The following is a 16907-nucleotide window of genomic DNA, read 5'->3' on the forward strand; positions in this document are numbered from 1 at the left end:
AGGTGTGCTCGAATCTTGGGAGGACCATACGTCCGCGCCAACAACGGATCAATGCCAGATGTGCGGTGAATTCGCTGATTTCTTGACTCGGTGTCAAATGGCGGCGCCACGGGTCCCGGCGGGGACCCGTGGCGGTCAAGAGGGCGGCCAGGGAGCGGTCAGGGGGCGGCCGCGGTCACACGCCGAGGACCCCGGAGGCGAGCGCGGTGCCCTCCACCCGTGCGGCGATCTTGGCGAAGGCGATGTCGCGCGAGGTCGAGGTGTCGTCGGCGAAAGGGGAGAAGCCGCAGTCGTCGCAGGTGCCGAGCCGGTCGGCCGGCAGGTGGCGCGCGGCGGCGAGCACCCGGTCCCTGACCTCCTCGGGGGTCTCCACCCGCGGGTCGATCGGGTCGGTCACCCCGACGAACACCCGCGCCTCAGGCGGCAGGTGCGCCGCGACGACCCCGAGCACCCGATCGGGATCGGGCTCGCTGGCGAGCTGCACGTAGAAGTTGCCGGCGCGCAGGCCGAACAGCTTGGGCAGCAGGCCCGCGTAGTCGACATCCGCGCTGTGGGTGGAGTCCTGGTCGCCGCCGGGGCAGGTGTGCACCCCGATGCGGGCCCGCTCGTCGTCGGTGAACCGGTCGAGCACCTGGTTGTTGAGCGCGACGAAGTCGTCGAGCAGGCCACCGCTCGGGTCGAGCTTGAGCGACAGCCGCCCCTCGGTGAAGTCGAGCTGCACGACGTGCGCGCCGGCGTCCAGGCAGCCGCGGATGTCCGCCTCGGCCTCGTCGATCAGGTCGTCGACGAACGTCTTGCGCGGATAGCCGTCGATGCCGTCCGCCGGGTACAGCAGGCTCAGCGCCGACGGGGCGATGACGGCCTGCTTGACCGGCAGGGAGGTGTGCTCGCGCGCCGTGCGCAGGTAGGTCTCGGCGCGCACCTGGTAACGGAACGGCCCGGCGGTCAGCCGGGGAAGCTGACGGGTGTGGCCGTCGGCGAACGGGATGACCGCGCCGTCGGGGGCGAGAGCGGTCAGCCCGGTGATGGGATAGGTCGCGAAACTCGGTTTGGACTGCTCGCCGTCCACCAGGACCGGGGAGCCGGTGGCTTCCAGTCTGCTGATGGTGTCGGCGATGGCCGCGGACTGCTCGGCGGACAGGGCCGCCGGGTCGCCGTCCGCCATGGCGGACAGCAGGGAGGAGGGCCGGGGGATGCTGCCGATCGGTTCGGTGGGGATACCCATGCGGTCAGCGTAGGTAACGATGCGTAGTGAGATCAATGTTCTCCGTGTGACCGGAGAAGGACCAGGGTCACCGGGTCACGACCCCAGGGTCTCCTCCCGCAGGCGGTTCTTGAGGATCTTGCCACCGGGGTTGCGCGGCAGCTCGGCCTCCCGGAACCAGATCCGCACCGGGATCTTGAACGGCGCCAGTGTGCCGCGCAGGAACGCCTGCAGCTCCTCGGCGGTGACGGACGTGCCGGGCCGGAGGCGGAGCACCGCACCCACCTGCTCGCCGAACTCCTCGTCCGGTACGCCGATCACGGCGGCGTCGGCCACGGCCGGGTGCTCGTACAGCGCGGCCTCCACCTCGGCGCAGTAGACGTTCTCGCCACCTCTGATCAGCATGTCCTTGGCCCGGTCGACGATGTGGACGTAGCCCTCCTCGTCCACCCGTGCGAGGTCGCCGGTGCGCAGCCACCCGCCGGCGAACGTGCTCGCGGTCTCCTCGGGACGGTTCCAGTACCCGGTGATGACGCCGGGGCCGCGCAGGCACAGCTCGCCGACCTCTCCGGCGGGCAGCGGCTCGCCGAGCGGGCCGCGGATCTCCACGTCGCACACGGCGACCGGCAGGCCGACACTGCCGGGATGCTCCTGGTAGCCGGCGCCGCTGTTGAAGATCGCGAGCGCGGTCGTCTCCGTCATGCCGTACCCGTTGGACGCCTGACGCCGGGGGAGCCGGTCGCCGATCTGTTCCAGCAGCTTCGGCGGGGCCGGCGCGCCGCCGTAGCTGATGCCGCCGAGGCTGGAGATGTCGTACCTGCCGAGGTCGGGGTGCGACAGCAGCTGCCAGGCGTTGGTCGGCACCCCGGTGATGAGGGTGACCTTCTCCCGCTCGATCAGCCGCAGCGCGCGGCCGGCGTCCCAGCGGTACATCAGCACCACCCCGCCGCCGGTGAACATCACCGGCAGCAGGACGGCGAAGCACCCCGTGGCGTGGAACAGCGGCACCGCGAGCAACACCACGCGCCGTCCCCCCGCCACCGAGGCGGGGTCCTTGCCGGCCAGCGCGGCGCTGCGCACGGTGGCGTAGCTCACCGTCATCGGCGCCTGGCCGAGGTTGCGGTGGCTGCCGAGCGCGCCTTTGGGGCTGCCGGTGGTGCCGGAGGTGTAGAAGATCGTCGCCGGGTCCTCAGGCGCGATCTCCGCGGGTGGCAGAGTGACGTCCGGCCCCGGCTCGCCGATCAGATCGGCCAGGTCGAGCGCGCCGGGAGGCAGATCCCCGCCGGGCCGGGTGACGATCAGCACGGCCCCCGCGTCGCGCAGCCGCGCGGCGCGCTCGCCGTCGGCGATCACCACCGCGGCGCCGGAGTCGCGCACGCCGTACTCCAGCTCCGGCGCGGTCCACCAGGCGTTCAGCGGCACGGCCACCGCGCCGATCGCCAGCACCGCGGAGAACGCGACCACCCATTCGGGATAGTTGCGCATGGCGATGGCGACCCGGTCGCCCTTGCCGACGCCGAGGTCCCCGGCGAGCCGTCCGGCGAGTGCGGCGGCCCGGCGGTAGTGCTCCTCGTAGGTGATCCGCTCGTCCTCGTACACGAGGAACACCTTGTCGCCGTGGAACCGGCTGGCCTCCAGCATGGCGCGGAAGGTGACCGGCGCGTGCTTCCACGTCCGCATGGTCACGCCGCGGATCTCGACCTCGTCCATCTCGAACAGCTGCCCCGGCCCGGTGAGCATCTCGCGGACCTGGTCGTGGGTGACGGTCATGTGCGGTTGACTCCCGGGTCGTGCGGATGGCCGGCGTCTCACGGTCGAGGATACCGACCGGTTGGTACGCGCAACAGAGCTTCCTTCTGTCCGTTGGTCGCCACATCATCCGCACTTGCATGAAGATTCCGAGTGATGCATACTCACTCGGTAGCAGAGGCATGAGTGCCGATGTATGTTCATGCGGGGGTGGGCGATGATGAGGGCCGCGGTGGCGGGTGCCAGCGGATACGCCGGAGGTGAGCTGCTGCGCCTGCTGCTCGCTCACCCGGAGTTCGAGATCGGCGCGCTCACCGCCGGGGCGAGCGCCGGCAGCAGGCTCGGCGCGCACCAGCCCCACCTCCCCGCTCTGGCCGGCCGCACCCTCCAGGAGACCACCCCCGAGGTCCTCGCCGGCCACGACGTGGTGTTCCTGGCCCTGCCGCACGGCCGGTCCGCCGCCGTGGCCGAGGCGCTCGGCGACGCCGCGCTCGTGGTCGACTGCGGCGCCGACTTCCGGCTCGCCGACCCCGCCGCCTGGACCGCCTTCTACGGTGGCACGCACGCCGGCACCTGGCCGTACGGCCTCCCCGAGCTCCCCGGCCAGCGCGAGGTGCTGCGCGAGGCCCGGCGGATCGCGGTCCCCGGCTGTTACCCCACCTCGGTCACCCTCGCGCTGTTCCCCGCCTTCGCGGCGGGCCTCGCCGAGCCCGACGTCGTCGTGGTCGCCGCCAGCGGCACCTCAGGCGCCGGACGCGACCCGAAGCCCCACCTGATCGGCAGCGAGGTCATGGGCTCGGCGAGCGCGTACGGCGTCGGCGGCGTGCACCGCCACACCCCCGAGATGGAGCAGAACCTTTCCCGGGTCGCCGGACGACCCGTCACGGTGTCCTTCACCCCTGTGCTCGCCCCGATGAGCCGCGGCATCCTCGCCACCTGCACCGCCCCCGCCGCCCCCGGCGTCACCGCCGCCGCGCTGCGCGAGGCGTACGCCGCGGCCGTCAAGGACGAGCCGTTCCTGCGGCTGCTGCCGGAAGGCAGCTGGCCCGCCACCGCGATGACCCTCGGCGCCAACACCGCCGCGCTCCAGGTGACGCTCGACGAGCGCGCCGGACGCGTCGTCGCCGTCATCGCCATCGACAACCTGACCAAGGGCACCGCGGGCGGGGCGGTGCAGAGCACCAACCTCGCCCTCGGCCTGGCAGAAGAAGTCGGCCTTCCCCTCAATGGAGTAGCCCCGTGAGTGTGTCCCGTCCCGACACGGAAACCGTCCCTCTCACGCTCTCCGGCGGTGGTCGCGCATGAGCGTCACCGCCCCTCTCGGGTTCCGCGCGGCCGGCGTCCCGGCCGGCCTGAAGTCCGGCGGAGCCCGCGACATCGCCCTCGTCGTCAACGACGGCCCGTCCCGCGCCGCGGCCGGGGTCTTCACCCGCAACCGCGTCAAAGCGGCCCCGGTGCTGTGGTCGGAGCAGGTCCTCACCGGCGGCCGCGTCAGGGCCGTCGTGCTCAACTCCGGCGGCGCCAACGCCTGCACCGGCCCCGCCGGTTTCCAGGACACCCACGCCACCGCGGAGAAGGTCGCCGCGCTGCTCGACGACTCGGCCGGCGAGATCGCCGTCTGCTCCACCGGCCTCATCGGTGAGCGCCTCCCCATGGAGGCGCTGCTCGCCGGGGTCGACGAGGCCGCCGGAAGCCTCAGCAGGGACGGCGGTCTCGCCGCCGCCGACGCCATCCGCACCACCGACACCGTCACCAAGATCGCCTTCAGGCGCGGCACCGGCTACATGGTCGGCGGCATGGCCAAAGGCGCCGGCATGCTGGCCCCCGCCATGGCCACCATGCTCAGCGTGATCACCACCGACGCCGACGTGACCGCCGACGAGCTCGACCGCGTGCTGCGCCGCGCCGTCGCGGTCACCTTCGACCGGCTCGACACCGACGGCTGCATGTCGACCAACGACACCGTGCTGCTGCTCGCCAGCGGCGCGGCGGGGGTCGAGCCGGACGCCGGCGAGTTCGAGAAACGCGTCACCGAGGTCTGCGCCGACCTCGCCAGGCAACTGCTCGTGGACGCCGAAGGCGCCACCAAGGCCATCGCCATCGAGGTCGTCGGCGCCGCGCACGAGGAGGACGCCGTGAAGGTCGGCCGCGCCGTCGCGCGGTCCAACCTGCTCAAGTGCGCCATCCACGGCGAGGACCCGAACTGGGGCCGGGTCCTGTCGGCCGTCGGCACCACCGACGCCGTGTTCGAGCCCGACCGCCTCAACGTCGCCGTCAACGGCATCTGGGTGTGCAGGGCCGGCGCCGCCGGGGACGACCGCTCCAAGGTCGACCTGCGTCCCCGAGACGTCACCATCACCATCGACCTGTCGGCCGGCACGCGCTCGGCGACCGTGCACACCACCGACCTCACCGCCGACTACGTCCACGAGAACTCGGCGTACTCGACATGACCCCGGACACGAACCTGTTCACCGGCGCGCACGCCAAGGCCGCGGTCCTGATCGAGGCGCTCCCGTGGCTGCGGCGCCTGCGCGGCCAGACCGTGGTCGTCAAGTACGGCGGCCACGCCATGACCGACGACGCGCTGCGCAGCGGCTTCGCCGACGACATGGTCTTCCTGCTGCACGCGGGCCTGCGGCCCGTCGTCGTGCACGGCGGCGGCCCGCAGATCAACGCGCAGCTCGACCGGCTCGGCATCGAGTCGGCGTTCACCGCCGGCCTGCGGGTCACCACACCCGAGGCCATGCAGGTGGTGCGCATGGTGCTGGTCGGCCAGGTCAACCGCGACGTCGTCGGCGCGATCAACCGGCACGGCCCGTTCGCGGTCGGCATGTCGGGGGAGGACGCTCACCTGTTCACCGCCGAGCGCAAGCACGCCGTGGTGGACGGCGGCAAGGTCGACATCGGCCAGGTCGGCGAGATCGTCCGCGTCGACCCCGGCGCGGTGCGCGCGCTGCTGGACGACGGCCGCGTCCCCGTGGTGTCCTCGGTGGCCCGCGGCGACGACGGCGAGGTCTACAACGTCAACGCCGACACCGCCGCCGCGGCGCTCGCGGTCGCGCTCGGCGCGGCCAAGCTCGTCATGCTCACCGACGTCGAGGGCCTGTACGCGCACTGGCCGGCCCCCGGCGACGGCGAGCCCGCGCAGGTCATCAGCCACATCACCGCCGGTGAACTGCGCACCATGCTGCCGGGCCTGTCCAGCGGCATGGTGCCCAAGATGGAGGCGTGCCTCGCCGCCGTCGACGGCGGCGTCCCGCGCGCTCACGTGCTGGACGGCAGGGTGCCGCACGCGGTGCTGCTCGAGGTCTTCACGGACGAGGGAATCGGAACCATGGTGCTCCCGGAGGTGCGATCATGACCAAGGACGACCTTGCCAAGCCGGACGCCACCGGTCTGCGCGAGCGCCACGCCACGGCGTTCATGCCGAACTACGGCGTCCCCCCCGTCGCACTGGTGCGCGGCGAAGGCGCCTACGTGTGGGACGAAGCCGGCACCCGCTACCTCGACCTGATCGCCGGCATCGCGGTCAGCTCGCTCGGCCACGGCCACCCGGCGCTGGTGGAGGCCGTGTCCCGGCAGGTCGCCACGCTCGCGCACACCTCCAACCTGTTCGTCAACGAGCCCGAGGTGCTCCTCGCCGAGCGCCTGCTCGGACTGCTCGGCGCGCCGGCCAAGGTGTTCCTCGCCAACTCCGGCACCGAGGCCAACGAGTGCGCGCTCAAGCTTGTGCTCAAGCACGGCCGGGCCGGCGGCCGCGGGTACGTCGTCGCCGCGGAGAACGGCTTCCACGGCCGCACCCTCGGCGCGCTGTCCCTCACCGGCAAGGCCTCCATCCGCGACCAGTTCGGCCCGTTCCCGCTCGACGTCCGCTTCGTCCCCTACGGCGACGCGGACGCGCTCAAGCAGGCCGTCACCGGCGAGTGCTCCGGGGTGTTCCTCGAACCCACCCAGGGCGAGGCAGGGGTCGTGCCGCCTCCCGACGGGTACATGGCCGCCGCGCGCGAGATCTGCGACGCCACCGGCGCTCTGCTGGTGCTCGACGAGATCCAGTCGGCGATCGGCCGCACCGGCCACTGGTTCGCGCACCAGCACGACGGCATCGTCCCCGACGTGCTGACCCTCGCCAAGGGCCTCGGCGGCGGCATGCCGATCGGCGCCTGCGTCGGCTTCGGCGACGCCGGCACCCTGTTCGCCAAGGGAGACCACGGCTCCACGTTCGGCGGCAACCCCGTCTCCAGCGCCGCCGCGCTCGCCGTGCTCGGCACCATCGACCGCGACGGCCTGCTCGCGCACGTGCGGTCCGCCGGCGAGCGGCTCGCCGGGGGAGTGGCGGGCCTGCGCCACCCCCTGATCGCCGGGGTGCGCGGCCGCGGCCTGTGGCTGGCCGCCGTCCTCACCGCGCCGGTCGCCGCGCAGGTCCAGGAGGCCGCGCAGCGGGCCGGTTTCCTCGTCAACGCCGTACAGCCTGACGCCGTGCGCCTCGCGCCACCGCTGATCGTCACCGAAGACCAGATCGACACGTTCCTCGCGGCGCTCCCCGCGATCCTCTCGGAGGTGGCCTCATGAGCAGCAGTGTGAGCGGTACCGTCCGGCACTTCCTGCGCGACGACGACCTCGCGCCGCACGAGCAGGCCGAGGTGCTCGGCCTCGCCGAGGTCATGAAGAAGGACCGCTTCGGCCACCGGCCGTTCGAGGGCCCGCAGACGGTGGCCGTGCTGTTCGACAAGCATTCCACCCGCACCCGCGTGTCGTTCGCCGTCGGCATCGCCGAGCTCGGCGGCCAGCCCCTCGTCATCGACGGCGGCAACTCCCAGATGGGCCGCGGCGAACCCGTCGAGGACACCGCGCGCGTCCTGTCGCGCCAGGTCGCCGCCATCGTGTGGCGCACCTTCGGCCAGGACCGCCTGGAGGCCATGGCCGCCGCGTCCACCGTCCCCGTCGTCAACGCGCTCACCGACCTGTTCCACCCCTGCCAGGTGCTCGCCGACCTGCTCACCGTGCGCGAGCACCAGGGCCCCCTCGCCGGCCGCACCCTCACCTACCTCGGTGACGGCGCCAACAACATGGCGCACTCCTACCTGCTCGGCGGCGCCACCGCCGGCATGCACGTACGCGTCGCCGCACCCGCCGCGTACCAGCCCGACGAGACGATCGTCGAGCGCGCCGCGACCATCGCCGCCGGCACCGGCGGGTCGGTCACCGTGCTGACCGACCCCGAGGCCGCGGCCGCCGGCACCCACGTGCTCGCCACCGACACCTGGGTGTCGATGGGTCAGGACGGCAAGGACGCACGCGTCGCCGCGCTCGGCCCCTACCAGGTGAACTCCGCGCTCGCCGCGCTCGCCGCCCCCGACGTCCTCGTGCTGCACTGCCTGCCCGCCTACCGCGGCATGGAGATCAGCGCCGAACTGCTGGACGGCCCACGCGGCGCGGCGGTGTGGGATCAGGCGGAGAACCGCCTGCACGCACAGAAAGCCCTGCTCCATTGGCTGGTGACAAGAAGATGACCATCCCTCTGACCAAGGCCGGCCGCCTGGCGAAGATCGCCGAACTGGTGAACCGGCACCAGGTCAGATCACAACCCGAGCTGGCGCGCCTGCTCGCGGAGAGCGGCGTCGAGGTCACCCAGGCCACACTGTCACGTGACCTCGACGAGCTCGGCGCGCTCAAACTGCGCGCCGACGACGGCTCACTGGTGTACGCGCTGCCCGGCGAAGGCGGGGCACGCATCCCCCTGACCCGCACCGGCGGCGGGGAGACCCCCGCCGCCAGGCTGCGGCGCGTCGCCGAGGAACTGCTGGTGTCCGCCGCGGCGTCGGCGAACCTCGTGATCGTCCGCACACCGCCGGGAGCGGCGCAGTTCCTCGCCTCCGCGCTCGACCACGCCGACTGGAGCTCCATCCTCGGCACCGTCGCGGGCGACGACACGATCCTGGTGATCAGCCGTGACCCGGCCGGCGGCACGGAGCTCGCCGAGGCCCTGCTCAGGCTGACCGACCGGCGCGGCCAGTTCGGCTGAACATCGGGCTCGCCGTGGCGCGGGACGGCCGGATCGGCCGGCGGGCGATTTTGCACTAGGGTCGCGGATTGACCATACGAAACAGGAAGAGGAGAACGGTGGCTGAGGGTGGCAAGCCCATGCGGCTGTGGGGCGGCAGGTTCGAGGGCGGCCCGGCGGACGCGCTGACCAGATTGTCGGTCAGCGTCCAGTTCGACTGGCGGCTCGCGCCGTACGACCTGCTCGCGTCGCGCGCGCACGCTCGGGTGCTGCACCAGGCGGGACTGCTGACCGCCGAGGAGCTCGACCGCATGATCGGCGCGCTGGACGACCTCGACCGGGCCTGCGCCGCCGGAGAGTTCCGGCCCACCGTGGCCGACGAGGACGTGCACACCGCACTGGAGCGCGGCCTGCTCGAACGTCTCGGCGCGCTTGGCGGCAAACTGCGCGCCGGCCGCAGCCGCAACGACCAGATCGCCACCGACCTGCGGCTCTACCTGCGCGACCACGTCCGTCTCATCGTGTCCCGGCTCGTGGAGCTGGAGACCGCGCTGATGACCCAGGCTGAGGGGCACGCCGCCACCGCCGCCCCCGGCATGACCCACCTGCAGCACGCGCAGCCGGTGTCGTTCGGCCACCAGCTCCTCGCGCACGTGCACGCACTGGCCCGCGACGCCGACCGGCTGCGCGACTGGGACAAGCGGGCCGCGGTCTCACCGCTCGGCGCCGGCGCGCTCGCCGGGTCGTCCCTGCCGCTGGACCCGCAGGCCGTCGCCGAGGAGCTCGGCTTCGCCTCCGCGGCCCCCAACTCCATGGACGCCGTCGCCGACCGCGACTTCGCCGCCGAGTTCCTGTTCTGCGCCGCACTCATCGGCGTCCACCTGTCCCGGCTGGGGGAGGAGGTTGTGCTGTGGGCCTCCCAGGAGTTCCGCTGGATCGAGATGGACGACGCCTACTCCACCGGCTCGTCGATCATGCCGCAGAAGAAGAACCCGGACGTCGCCGAGCTGGCCCGCGGCAAGGCCGGCCGCATCATCGGCGACCTCGTGGCGCTGCTCACCACACTCAAGGGCCTGCCGCTCACCTACAACCGTGACCTGCAGGAGGACAAGGAGCCGGTGTTCGACGCCGTCGACACCCTGCTGCTCGTCCTCCCCGCCGTGTCCGGGCTCATCGCCACCATGCGCGTCAACACCGCGCGCCTGGAGGCGTCCGCCCCCGACGGGTTCGCTCTCGCCACCGACCTCGCCGAGCTGCTGGTGCGCAAGGGGGTGCCGTTCCGCGACGCGCATGAGGCCGTCGGTCACCTCGTCGTCTGGTGCCAGGTCAACGACACCACCCTTGAGCGGCTCACCGAGGAGGACCTCGCCAAGATCTCCCCGCACTTCGCCGCCGCCGACGTCACCCCCGGCGGCGAGACGCTCCCCACCGCACTGGAGGTCCTCAACGTGCAGGGCGCGCTGGCGGCCCGCAGCCGCCACGGCGGCACCGCGCCGGACCGCGTGCGCGACCAGCTCGCGGACCTGCGCGAGATCGTCGACGGACAGGCCGCGTGGGCGAGCGGGTCCTAGACCGCGAGTTCTTCGCACGACCCGCGCCGGAAGTGGCCCCCGAGCTGCTCGGCCGGGTCCTCGCGCACGGGGCGGTCGCCGTACGCCTCACCGAAGTCGAGGCGTACGGCCCTCCCGGCGAGGACGCCGCCTCCCACACCTACCGCGGCCGCACACCCCGCAACGCCGTGATGTTCGGCCCTCCCGGCCACATGTACGTGTACTTCACCTACGGCATGCACTACTGCGCCAACCTCGTGTGCCTGCCGGAGGGCCAGGGATCCGGTGTCCTGATGCGGGCCGGCGAGATCGTGGCCGGCCACGACGAGGCCCGCAGCCGCAGGCACCGGCCGGGCACCGGCTCCCCTCTCGCGCGGCGCGGCCTGCCGGACCGCGACCTGGCCCGCGGCCCCGCCAGGCTCGCCGTGGCCCTCGGCATCGGCCGCGAGCACAACGGCCTGGACTGCTGCGCGGACGACGGCACGCCACGGATCCTGGAGGGCACACCCGCCGTCCCGGCGTCGATCCGGTCCGGCCCGCGCACCGGGGTGTCCAGCGCCGCCGACGTCCCCTGGCGGTTCTGGATCGACGGCGATCCCACGGTGTCGCCTTACCGCAAACACGTGCCGCGCACCCGGCCGACCTGAGCCGCCGGGCCGGTTCACCGGGTGCGGTCCGGGTCAGCCGGTCACGATGGTGATGCCGGGGTAGGCGGCGGTCACGTTGCTCCATGGTGTGTAGTACAGCCTCCAGGAGCAGACACGGCCGGTGACGACGTAGCCGGTGCAGGCCGCCGGCGCGCTCGTGTCGATGGCGGAGATCGTCCCCACGGCGTACTGCTCGGTCAGCTCCGTCGGGTCCGGTGTCTCCACCGGTCCTCCGCTGTCCCCCTGGCCGGCGGCGTTCTTGTACTGCGTGTGCTCCACCCTCGCCATGCCGAAGATCGTGTCCCTGCCTGTGTAGATCGTGACGCCGACGGCCTTCACCTGGCACAGGCACACGGTGCCCGAGTACGCGCCTGACGTGCACAGCATCATGCCGACGTAGGTGCCGGTCGTGCCTGCGACCTTGTTGCCGAACTCCGGCGAGATGGTGCCGGGGTAGTTGTTGTACACCCGTCCTGCGGCGGTGGCGGTGACCAGCATCACGTCGCGGGGGACGTTGGCGGCGGCCACCGGTCCGATCGGCTCACCGGTGGGGTCGGTCATCAGCTGTCCCGGGGTGCCGCAGTGAGGCACGGACAACATCCTGGTCGCGCCGCCGTAGCTGACGGTCCACCCCGTCGAGCAGCCGGCACCCGTGGCGGAGTTGCGCGCGGCCGCTCCGGCCCACCACGGAGGTGAGTCGTTCCAGCGGCTCGCCGGGGCCGGCGCCACGCCGGCCTCCACGGTGACGGATACCGCCGAACCCGCGACCTTCGAACGCGTCAGGCGGACGTCGGCCCCCGTGACCGTCAGACCGGAACCGTCGACGTTCGGCGTGATCGACGTGAACGCGCCGGCGGAGACGCGGACGAGGCGGTCGGCCTCACGCTTCAGCTCGCGCGCGGAGAAGGCCGCGGGCAGCACCCGGACAGGGACGTCCTCGCGCAACTCCGTGACCAGATCCGCGACGCGGCCGGGAACGGCACCCTTCCAGTGGATCCGCAGCTCGCGGTTCTGCGGTGCGGCCACGATGCCGGCGAATCCGCCGCCGCCGAGCCCTTCTACGGCGGCGGTGACACGGTCGGCGGCCGTGACCAGCTTCTTCTGTAAGGTCAGCAGTTCCTTCCATGACGCGAAACCGCCGGGTACCTCACCGGGTGGCTCGACGGCCCGGGGTGAGGTGTCCTTCCCGGAGCCCGGGCCGGGGCTCGCGACGGCAGGGGCGGGGCCGAGACCTGCCACCAGGAGGACGGCTCCGAGCACGACCGTGAGACGGCTGCGAAATCCGGGGCCGCGCGCGGTCCTGAGTGAGGAATACATGACGACGCTCCTTTAGGTGGTACATGTCGGGATATACCTGGTATTTCAGGTCTATGTGCTGCAATCAATGGATTGACCCTTTATCTAGGTCCTGGTGAGGCGAAAAGCCGGTCCATGGCTCGGCCTGGTCCGGCTACGTATCTCACCGGCCGCGGGGGGATGTACCAGGTCAACGCATGGAGATGGCGCCTCCGACCGGCCACGGCCTCGGTGGGTCTGGTGCGCAGGTGTCCGGTTCTGGACACCTTTGGGGCAAGGTGCACGCTATTTAGGCGGACATTTCAGCATGAAGGAAATGAGGGCAGAGGGGCGGAGGATGGAGGTGAATGAAGAAGGGGCCAAGGAGTCGTTTTCCGAGGCTCTCCGAGTCGGCGGTGATTCGGCGACCCCTCACGCGGAACGCCGTCCCCCGTCCCCCGTCGAGCGGAGGTCGAGCGTCTACGGGGCCACGCGGCCGATCCTGTGGCAGGAAGATGAGATGATCGGGCAGGCTGTACCAGACCAGCCGTACCGAAACGTCCAGCACACGAACCCAGGAAGCACGAGATCGTGACCGACATTCTCGATGACCTTGCGTGGCGCGGCCTGATCGCGCAGTCCACCGACATCGACGCCTTGCGTGCGGCGATGACCGCGGGTCCGATCACGGTCTATTGCGGCTTCGACCCCACCGCGCCGTCCCTGCACGTCGGCAACCTCGTCCCGCTGCTCGCGCTCACCCGCGTCCAGCGCGCGGGCCACCGCGTGATCGGGCTGGTCGGCGGGGCCACCGGCCTCATCGGCGACCCGAGCGGCAAGAGCGAGGAGCGTTCGCTCAACTCCGCCGACGTCGTGGCGGAGTGGGTCGAGCGCATCCGGGTCCAGGTCGAGAAGTTCCTCGACCTGTCGGAGGCCTCCGGGTCGGTCCTGGTGAGCAACCTCGACTGGACCGCCGGAATGTCCGCCATCGACTTCCTGCGCGACGTCGGCAAGCACTTCCCGGTCAACCGCATGCTGGCCCGCGAGTCGGTCTCGGCGCGGCTGGCGGGTGAGGGCCTGAGCTACACCGAGTTCAGCTACCAGATCCTCCAGGCCAACGACTACCTGGAGCTGTACCGCAGGCACGGCTGCACGCTGCAGATCGGCGGCAGCGACCAGTGGGGCAACATCACCGCCGGCTGCGACCTGATCCGCCGCGTCGAAGGCGGCCACGTGCACGCTCTCACCGTGCCGCTGATCACCAAGGCCGACGGCACCAAGTTCGGCAAGACCGCCGGCGGCGCGGTGTGGCTGGACCCGCAGCTCACCTCGCCGTACGCGTTCTACCAGTTCTGGCTCAACTCCGACGACCGCGACGTCGTCAGGTTCCTCAAGATCTTCAGCTTCCGCTCCCGCGAGGAGATCGAGGCACTGGAGAAGAGCGTCGCCGAACGTCCCGCCGCGCGCGAGGCACAACGCGCGCTCGCCGAGGAGTTCACGACGCTGCTGCACGGCCCCGAGGAGTGCGCCGCCGTCATCGCCGCGTCCCGTGCGCTGTTCGGCCAGGGTTCCCTGGCCGACCTCCCCGAGCACACCCTGGCCGCCGCACTCTCCGAGGTGCCGAGCGCCACCGTTACGGCTCTCGGCGCACCCCTGGTCGACCTCATGGCCGAGTCGGGCCTCGCCGAGAGCAAGTCGGCCGCACGCCGCGCCATCAAGGAAGGCGGCGCGTACGTCAACAACGTCAAGATCACCGACGAGTCGCATGTCCCCGTCACCGAGGACCTGATCCACTCCCGTTACCTGGTCCTGCGCCGCGGCAAGCGCTCCACCGCCGCCATCCAGGTGGCCTCCTGATCCGTACGTCCGGCAGACCCCGCACCCCGCCAGGGGTGCGGGGTCTCGTCGCGGTGACAGTCGCCTGGCCGGCCGGGAAGGCTTTGGTCACCGGCCGATCCGGCGCATGTGAGGCAGCGGATATTGATTTGACGGACTCCCCGCCGCCGCCTAATGTTCTCTACGCCCCAAGGGACTGACGGGCAGCCGAGCGGCGCCCGACCCCTCCGGGATCCCGATCACGAACCCCTGGATCAGCCGTCTGCGACGAAGGATCCGGGCTCATCGTGGTCCCCGACCGGAAGATCATGCGAGCTTCTTGACTGGTTCGTGTGGACGACTGTGCGGGATGTCGTAAGGTAGACGGGTTGCTCTGAGGCTGGGGCGGCCTGATGCTGGCAAACCAGGCTTTTCATGACAGATCGAGTGGTTTGACATGACTTGCCAGGACTGCTAGTATCGATCAGCGAGATGTTCGCCCCAGGGCGTGGGCAGACCCTCTTGGTCTGGTTCGCGACTGGTGTACGCGTCCGTTTCTTGAGAACTCAACAGTGTGCTAAAAGCCAGTGCATGAAATACATGCATAACCCCGTCCCTTGGGGGTCTGCCGCCGTTGGTGGCAGGTGTTCCGGGGATGGTTTCCTTTGATGAGGGGTTCCCCTTTTAGCGGGGGGATCTTTCGCTGGGGTTTACTTTTTCAGACATTGTTTGGAGAGTTTGATCCTGGCTCAGGACGAACGCTGGCGGCGTGCTTAACACATGCAAGTCGAGCGGAAAGGCCCTTCGGGGTACTCGAGCGGCGAACGGGTGAGTAACACGTGAGTAACCTGCCCCTGACTTCGGGATAAGCCTGGGAAACCGGGTCTAATACCGGATATGACCTGCCACTGCATGGTGTGTGGGTGGAAAGTTTTTTCGGTTGGGGATGGGCTCGCGGCCTATCAGCTTGTTGGTGGGGTAGTGGCCTACCAAGGCGACGACGGGTAGCCGGCCTGAGAGGGCGACCGGCCACACTGGGACTGAGACACGGCCCAGACTCCTACGGGAGGCAGCAGTGGGGAATCTTGCGCAATGGGCGGAAGCCTGACGCAGCGACGCCGCGTGGGGGATGACGGCCTTCGGGTTGTAAACCTCTTTCAGCAGGGACGAAGTTGACGTGTACCTGTAGAAGAAGCGCCGGCTAACTACGTGCCAGCAGCCGCGGTAATACGTAGGGCGCGAGCGTTGTCCGGAATTATTGGGCGTAAAGAGCTCGTAGGTGGCTTGTCGCGTCTGCCGTGAAAGCCCATGGCTTAACTGTGGGTCTGCGGTGGATACGGGCTGGCTAGAGGTAGGTAGGGGCAAGCGGAATTCCTGGTGTAGCGGTGAAATGCGCAGATATCAGGAGGAACACCGGTGGCGAAGGCGGCTTGCTGGGCCTTACCTGACGCTGAGGAGCGAAAGCGTGGGGAGCGAACAGGATTAGATACCCTGGTAGTCCACGCTGTAAACGTTGGGCGCTAGGTGTGGGGTCCTTCCACGGGTTCCGTGCCGTAGCTAACGCATTAAGCGCCCCGCCTGGGGAGTACGGCCGCAAGGCTAAAACTCAAAGGAATTGACGGGGGCCCGCACAAGCGGCGGAGCATGTTGCTTAATTCGACGCAACGCGAAGAACCTTACCAAGGCTTGACATTCATCGGTAACATCCGGAGACGGGTGCCCCCTTTTGGGCCGGTGGACAGGTGGTGCATGGCTGTCGTCAGCTCGTGTCGTGAGATGTTGGGTTAAGTCCCGCAACGAGCGCAACCCTTGTTCCATGTTGCCAGCACGCCTCTAGGGGTGGTGGGGACTCATGGGAGACTGCCGGGGTCAACTCGGAGGAAGGTGGGGATGACGTCAAGTCATCATGCCCCTTATGTCTTGGGCTGCAAACATGCTACAATGGCCGGTACAGAGGGTTGCGATGCCGTGAGGCGGAGCGAATCCCGTAAAGCCGGTCTCAGTTCGGATTGGGGTCTGCAACTCGACCCCATGAAGTCGGAGTCGCTAGTAATCGCAGATCAGCAACGCTGCGGTGAATACGTTCCCGGGCCTTGTACACACCGCCCGTCACGTCACGAAAGTCGGCAACACCCGAAGCCCGTGGCCCAACCCACTTGTGGGGGGGAGCGGTCGAAGGTGGGGCCGGCGATTGGGACGAAGTCGTAACAAGGTAGCCGTACCGGAAGGTGCGGCTGGATCACCTCCTTTCTAAGGAGCACCGATCCCTACCCCACCCCCCGGCCGGGTGACCGGCCGGAACCACGGAGTGCGGGTGAGGGGATCCAGCTGGTGTCGGTGAGCGCATGTCTCACCCACCGGCACGCTCATTAGTGGAGCACTGGCTACTCCGATCATCGGCCTGTCCGGTGCGGCTGGTACCGCCACCACCCCCTGGGGTTGGTGGAGTGGGAACGTCGTCCTGGCGGTCTGGTGGTTGGAGCACACTGTTGGGTCCTGAGGAAACGGACCGTTGGACGCACCCCGCGACCTACCTCTCCCCTGACGGGGGTGTTGGGAAGTGGGGTGTGCTTCGAACGGCGTGGTTTTCTCGTCTGCGGGACCGTCCGCCTGTCATACCGGTTCGCCTCATGATCGAGGGTCTGCCTACGTGGTTGATCTTC

The 16907-nt window shown here is 70.2% G+C and carries 12 protein-coding genes and 1 rRNA gene; 10 read left to right on the plus strand and 3 right to left on the minus strand.

Features of this window, described 5'->3' with window-relative positions; all coding sequences use genetic code 11:
• Positions 1-175: 175 nt before the first annotated feature.
• Positions 176-1225 (minus strand): cobalamin-independent methionine synthase II family protein, encoded by a 1050-nt coding sequence (locus BJ992_RS14345; RefSeq protein ID WP_184981205.1) that lies wholly within the window; start codon positions 1223-1225, stop codon positions 176-178.
• Between the two features lie 75 nt (positions 1226-1300).
• Complete coding sequence (locus BJ992_RS14350) at positions 1301-2974, minus strand: class I adenylate-forming enzyme family protein (protein ID WP_184981207.1); 1674 nt, start codon at positions 2972-2974, stop codon at positions 1301-1303.
• Positions 2975-3173: 199 nt separating this feature from the next.
• Between BJ992_RS14350 and argC the strand changes: the two genes are divergently transcribed.
• The 8 genes from argC to BJ992_RS14390 all read left to right on the plus strand — a co-directional run bounded on the left by argC (position 3174) and on the right by BJ992_RS14390 (position 11154).
• Positions 3174-4196, plus strand: coding sequence for an N-acetyl-gamma-glutamyl-phosphate reductase (gene argC, locus BJ992_RS14355; RefSeq protein WP_184988064.1), 1023 nt, complete (start codon positions 3174-3176; stop codon positions 4194-4196).
• Positions 4197-4254: 58 nt separating this feature from the next.
• On the plus strand, positions 4255-5406 hold the full coding sequence (argJ, locus tag BJ992_RS14360; protein WP_184981209.1) for a bifunctional glutamate N-acetyltransferase/amino-acid acetyltransferase ArgJ: 1152 nt from the start codon (positions 4255-4257) through the stop codon (positions 5404-5406).
• Positions 5403-6317, plus strand: a complete 915-nt coding sequence (argB, locus tag BJ992_RS14365) for an acetylglutamate kinase (RefSeq protein WP_184981211.1) — start codon at positions 5403-5405, stop codon at positions 6315-6317. Before argJ ends, argB begins: the two co-directional genes overlap by 4 nt.
• The gene (locus tag BJ992_RS14370; RefSeq protein ID WP_184981213.1) at positions 6314-7525 is read left to right on the plus strand and encodes an acetylornithine transaminase; all 1212 of its coding nucleotides are present in this window, start codon (positions 6314-6316) and stop codon (positions 7523-7525) included. The genes argB and BJ992_RS14370 overlap by 4 nt, the downstream gene beginning before the upstream one ends.
• Positions 7522-8466, plus strand: a complete 945-nt coding sequence (gene argF, locus BJ992_RS14375) for an ornithine carbamoyltransferase (RefSeq protein WP_184981215.1) — start codon at positions 7522-7524, stop codon at positions 8464-8466. Before BJ992_RS14370 ends, argF begins: the two co-directional genes overlap by 4 nt.
• The gene (locus tag BJ992_RS14380; RefSeq protein WP_184981217.1) at positions 8463-8978 is read left to right on the plus strand and encodes an arginine repressor; all 516 of its coding nucleotides are present in this window, start codon (positions 8463-8465) and stop codon (positions 8976-8978) included. The genes argF and BJ992_RS14380 overlap by 4 nt, the downstream gene beginning before the upstream one ends.
• Before the next feature lie 98 nt (positions 8979-9076).
• Entirely contained in the window at positions 9077-10528 is a 1452-nt protein-coding gene (gene argH / locus BJ992_RS14385) for an argininosuccinate lyase (RefSeq protein ID WP_343072656.1), read from the plus strand.
• Positions 10510-11154 (plus strand): DNA-3-methyladenine glycosylase, encoded by a 645-nt coding sequence (locus BJ992_RS14390; RefSeq protein WP_184981219.1) that lies wholly within the window; start codon positions 10510-10512, stop codon positions 11152-11154. The genes argH and BJ992_RS14390 overlap by 19 nt, the downstream gene beginning before the upstream one ends.
• 33 nt (positions 11155-11187) lie before the next feature.
• On the opposite strand, the gene BJ992_RS14395 is transcribed toward BJ992_RS14390, so the two are convergent.
• Positions 11188-12471, minus strand: coding sequence for a chymotrypsin family serine protease (locus BJ992_RS14395; RefSeq protein WP_184981221.1), 1284 nt, complete (start codon positions 12469-12471; stop codon positions 11188-11190).
• A 549-nt stretch (positions 12472-13020) separates the two neighbouring features.
• On the opposite strand from BJ992_RS14395, the gene tyrS reads away from it, so the two are divergent.
• The gene (tyrS, locus tag BJ992_RS14400) at positions 13021-14286 is read left to right on the plus strand and encodes a tyrosine--tRNA ligase (RefSeq protein WP_184981223.1); all 1266 of its coding nucleotides are present in this window, start codon (positions 13021-13023) and stop codon (positions 14284-14286) included.
• Between the two features lie 684 nt (positions 14287-14970).
• Positions 14971-16494: ribosomal RNA gene (locus BJ992_RS14405) — 16S ribosomal RNA — on the plus strand.
• Positions 16495-16907 lie beyond the last annotated feature (413 nt).

The sequence above is a fragment of the Sphaerisporangium rubeum genome (genome assembly GCF_014207705.1).
Taxonomy (GTDB): Bacteria; Actinomycetota; Actinomycetes; order Streptosporangiales; family Streptosporangiaceae; genus Sphaerisporangium; species Sphaerisporangium rubeum.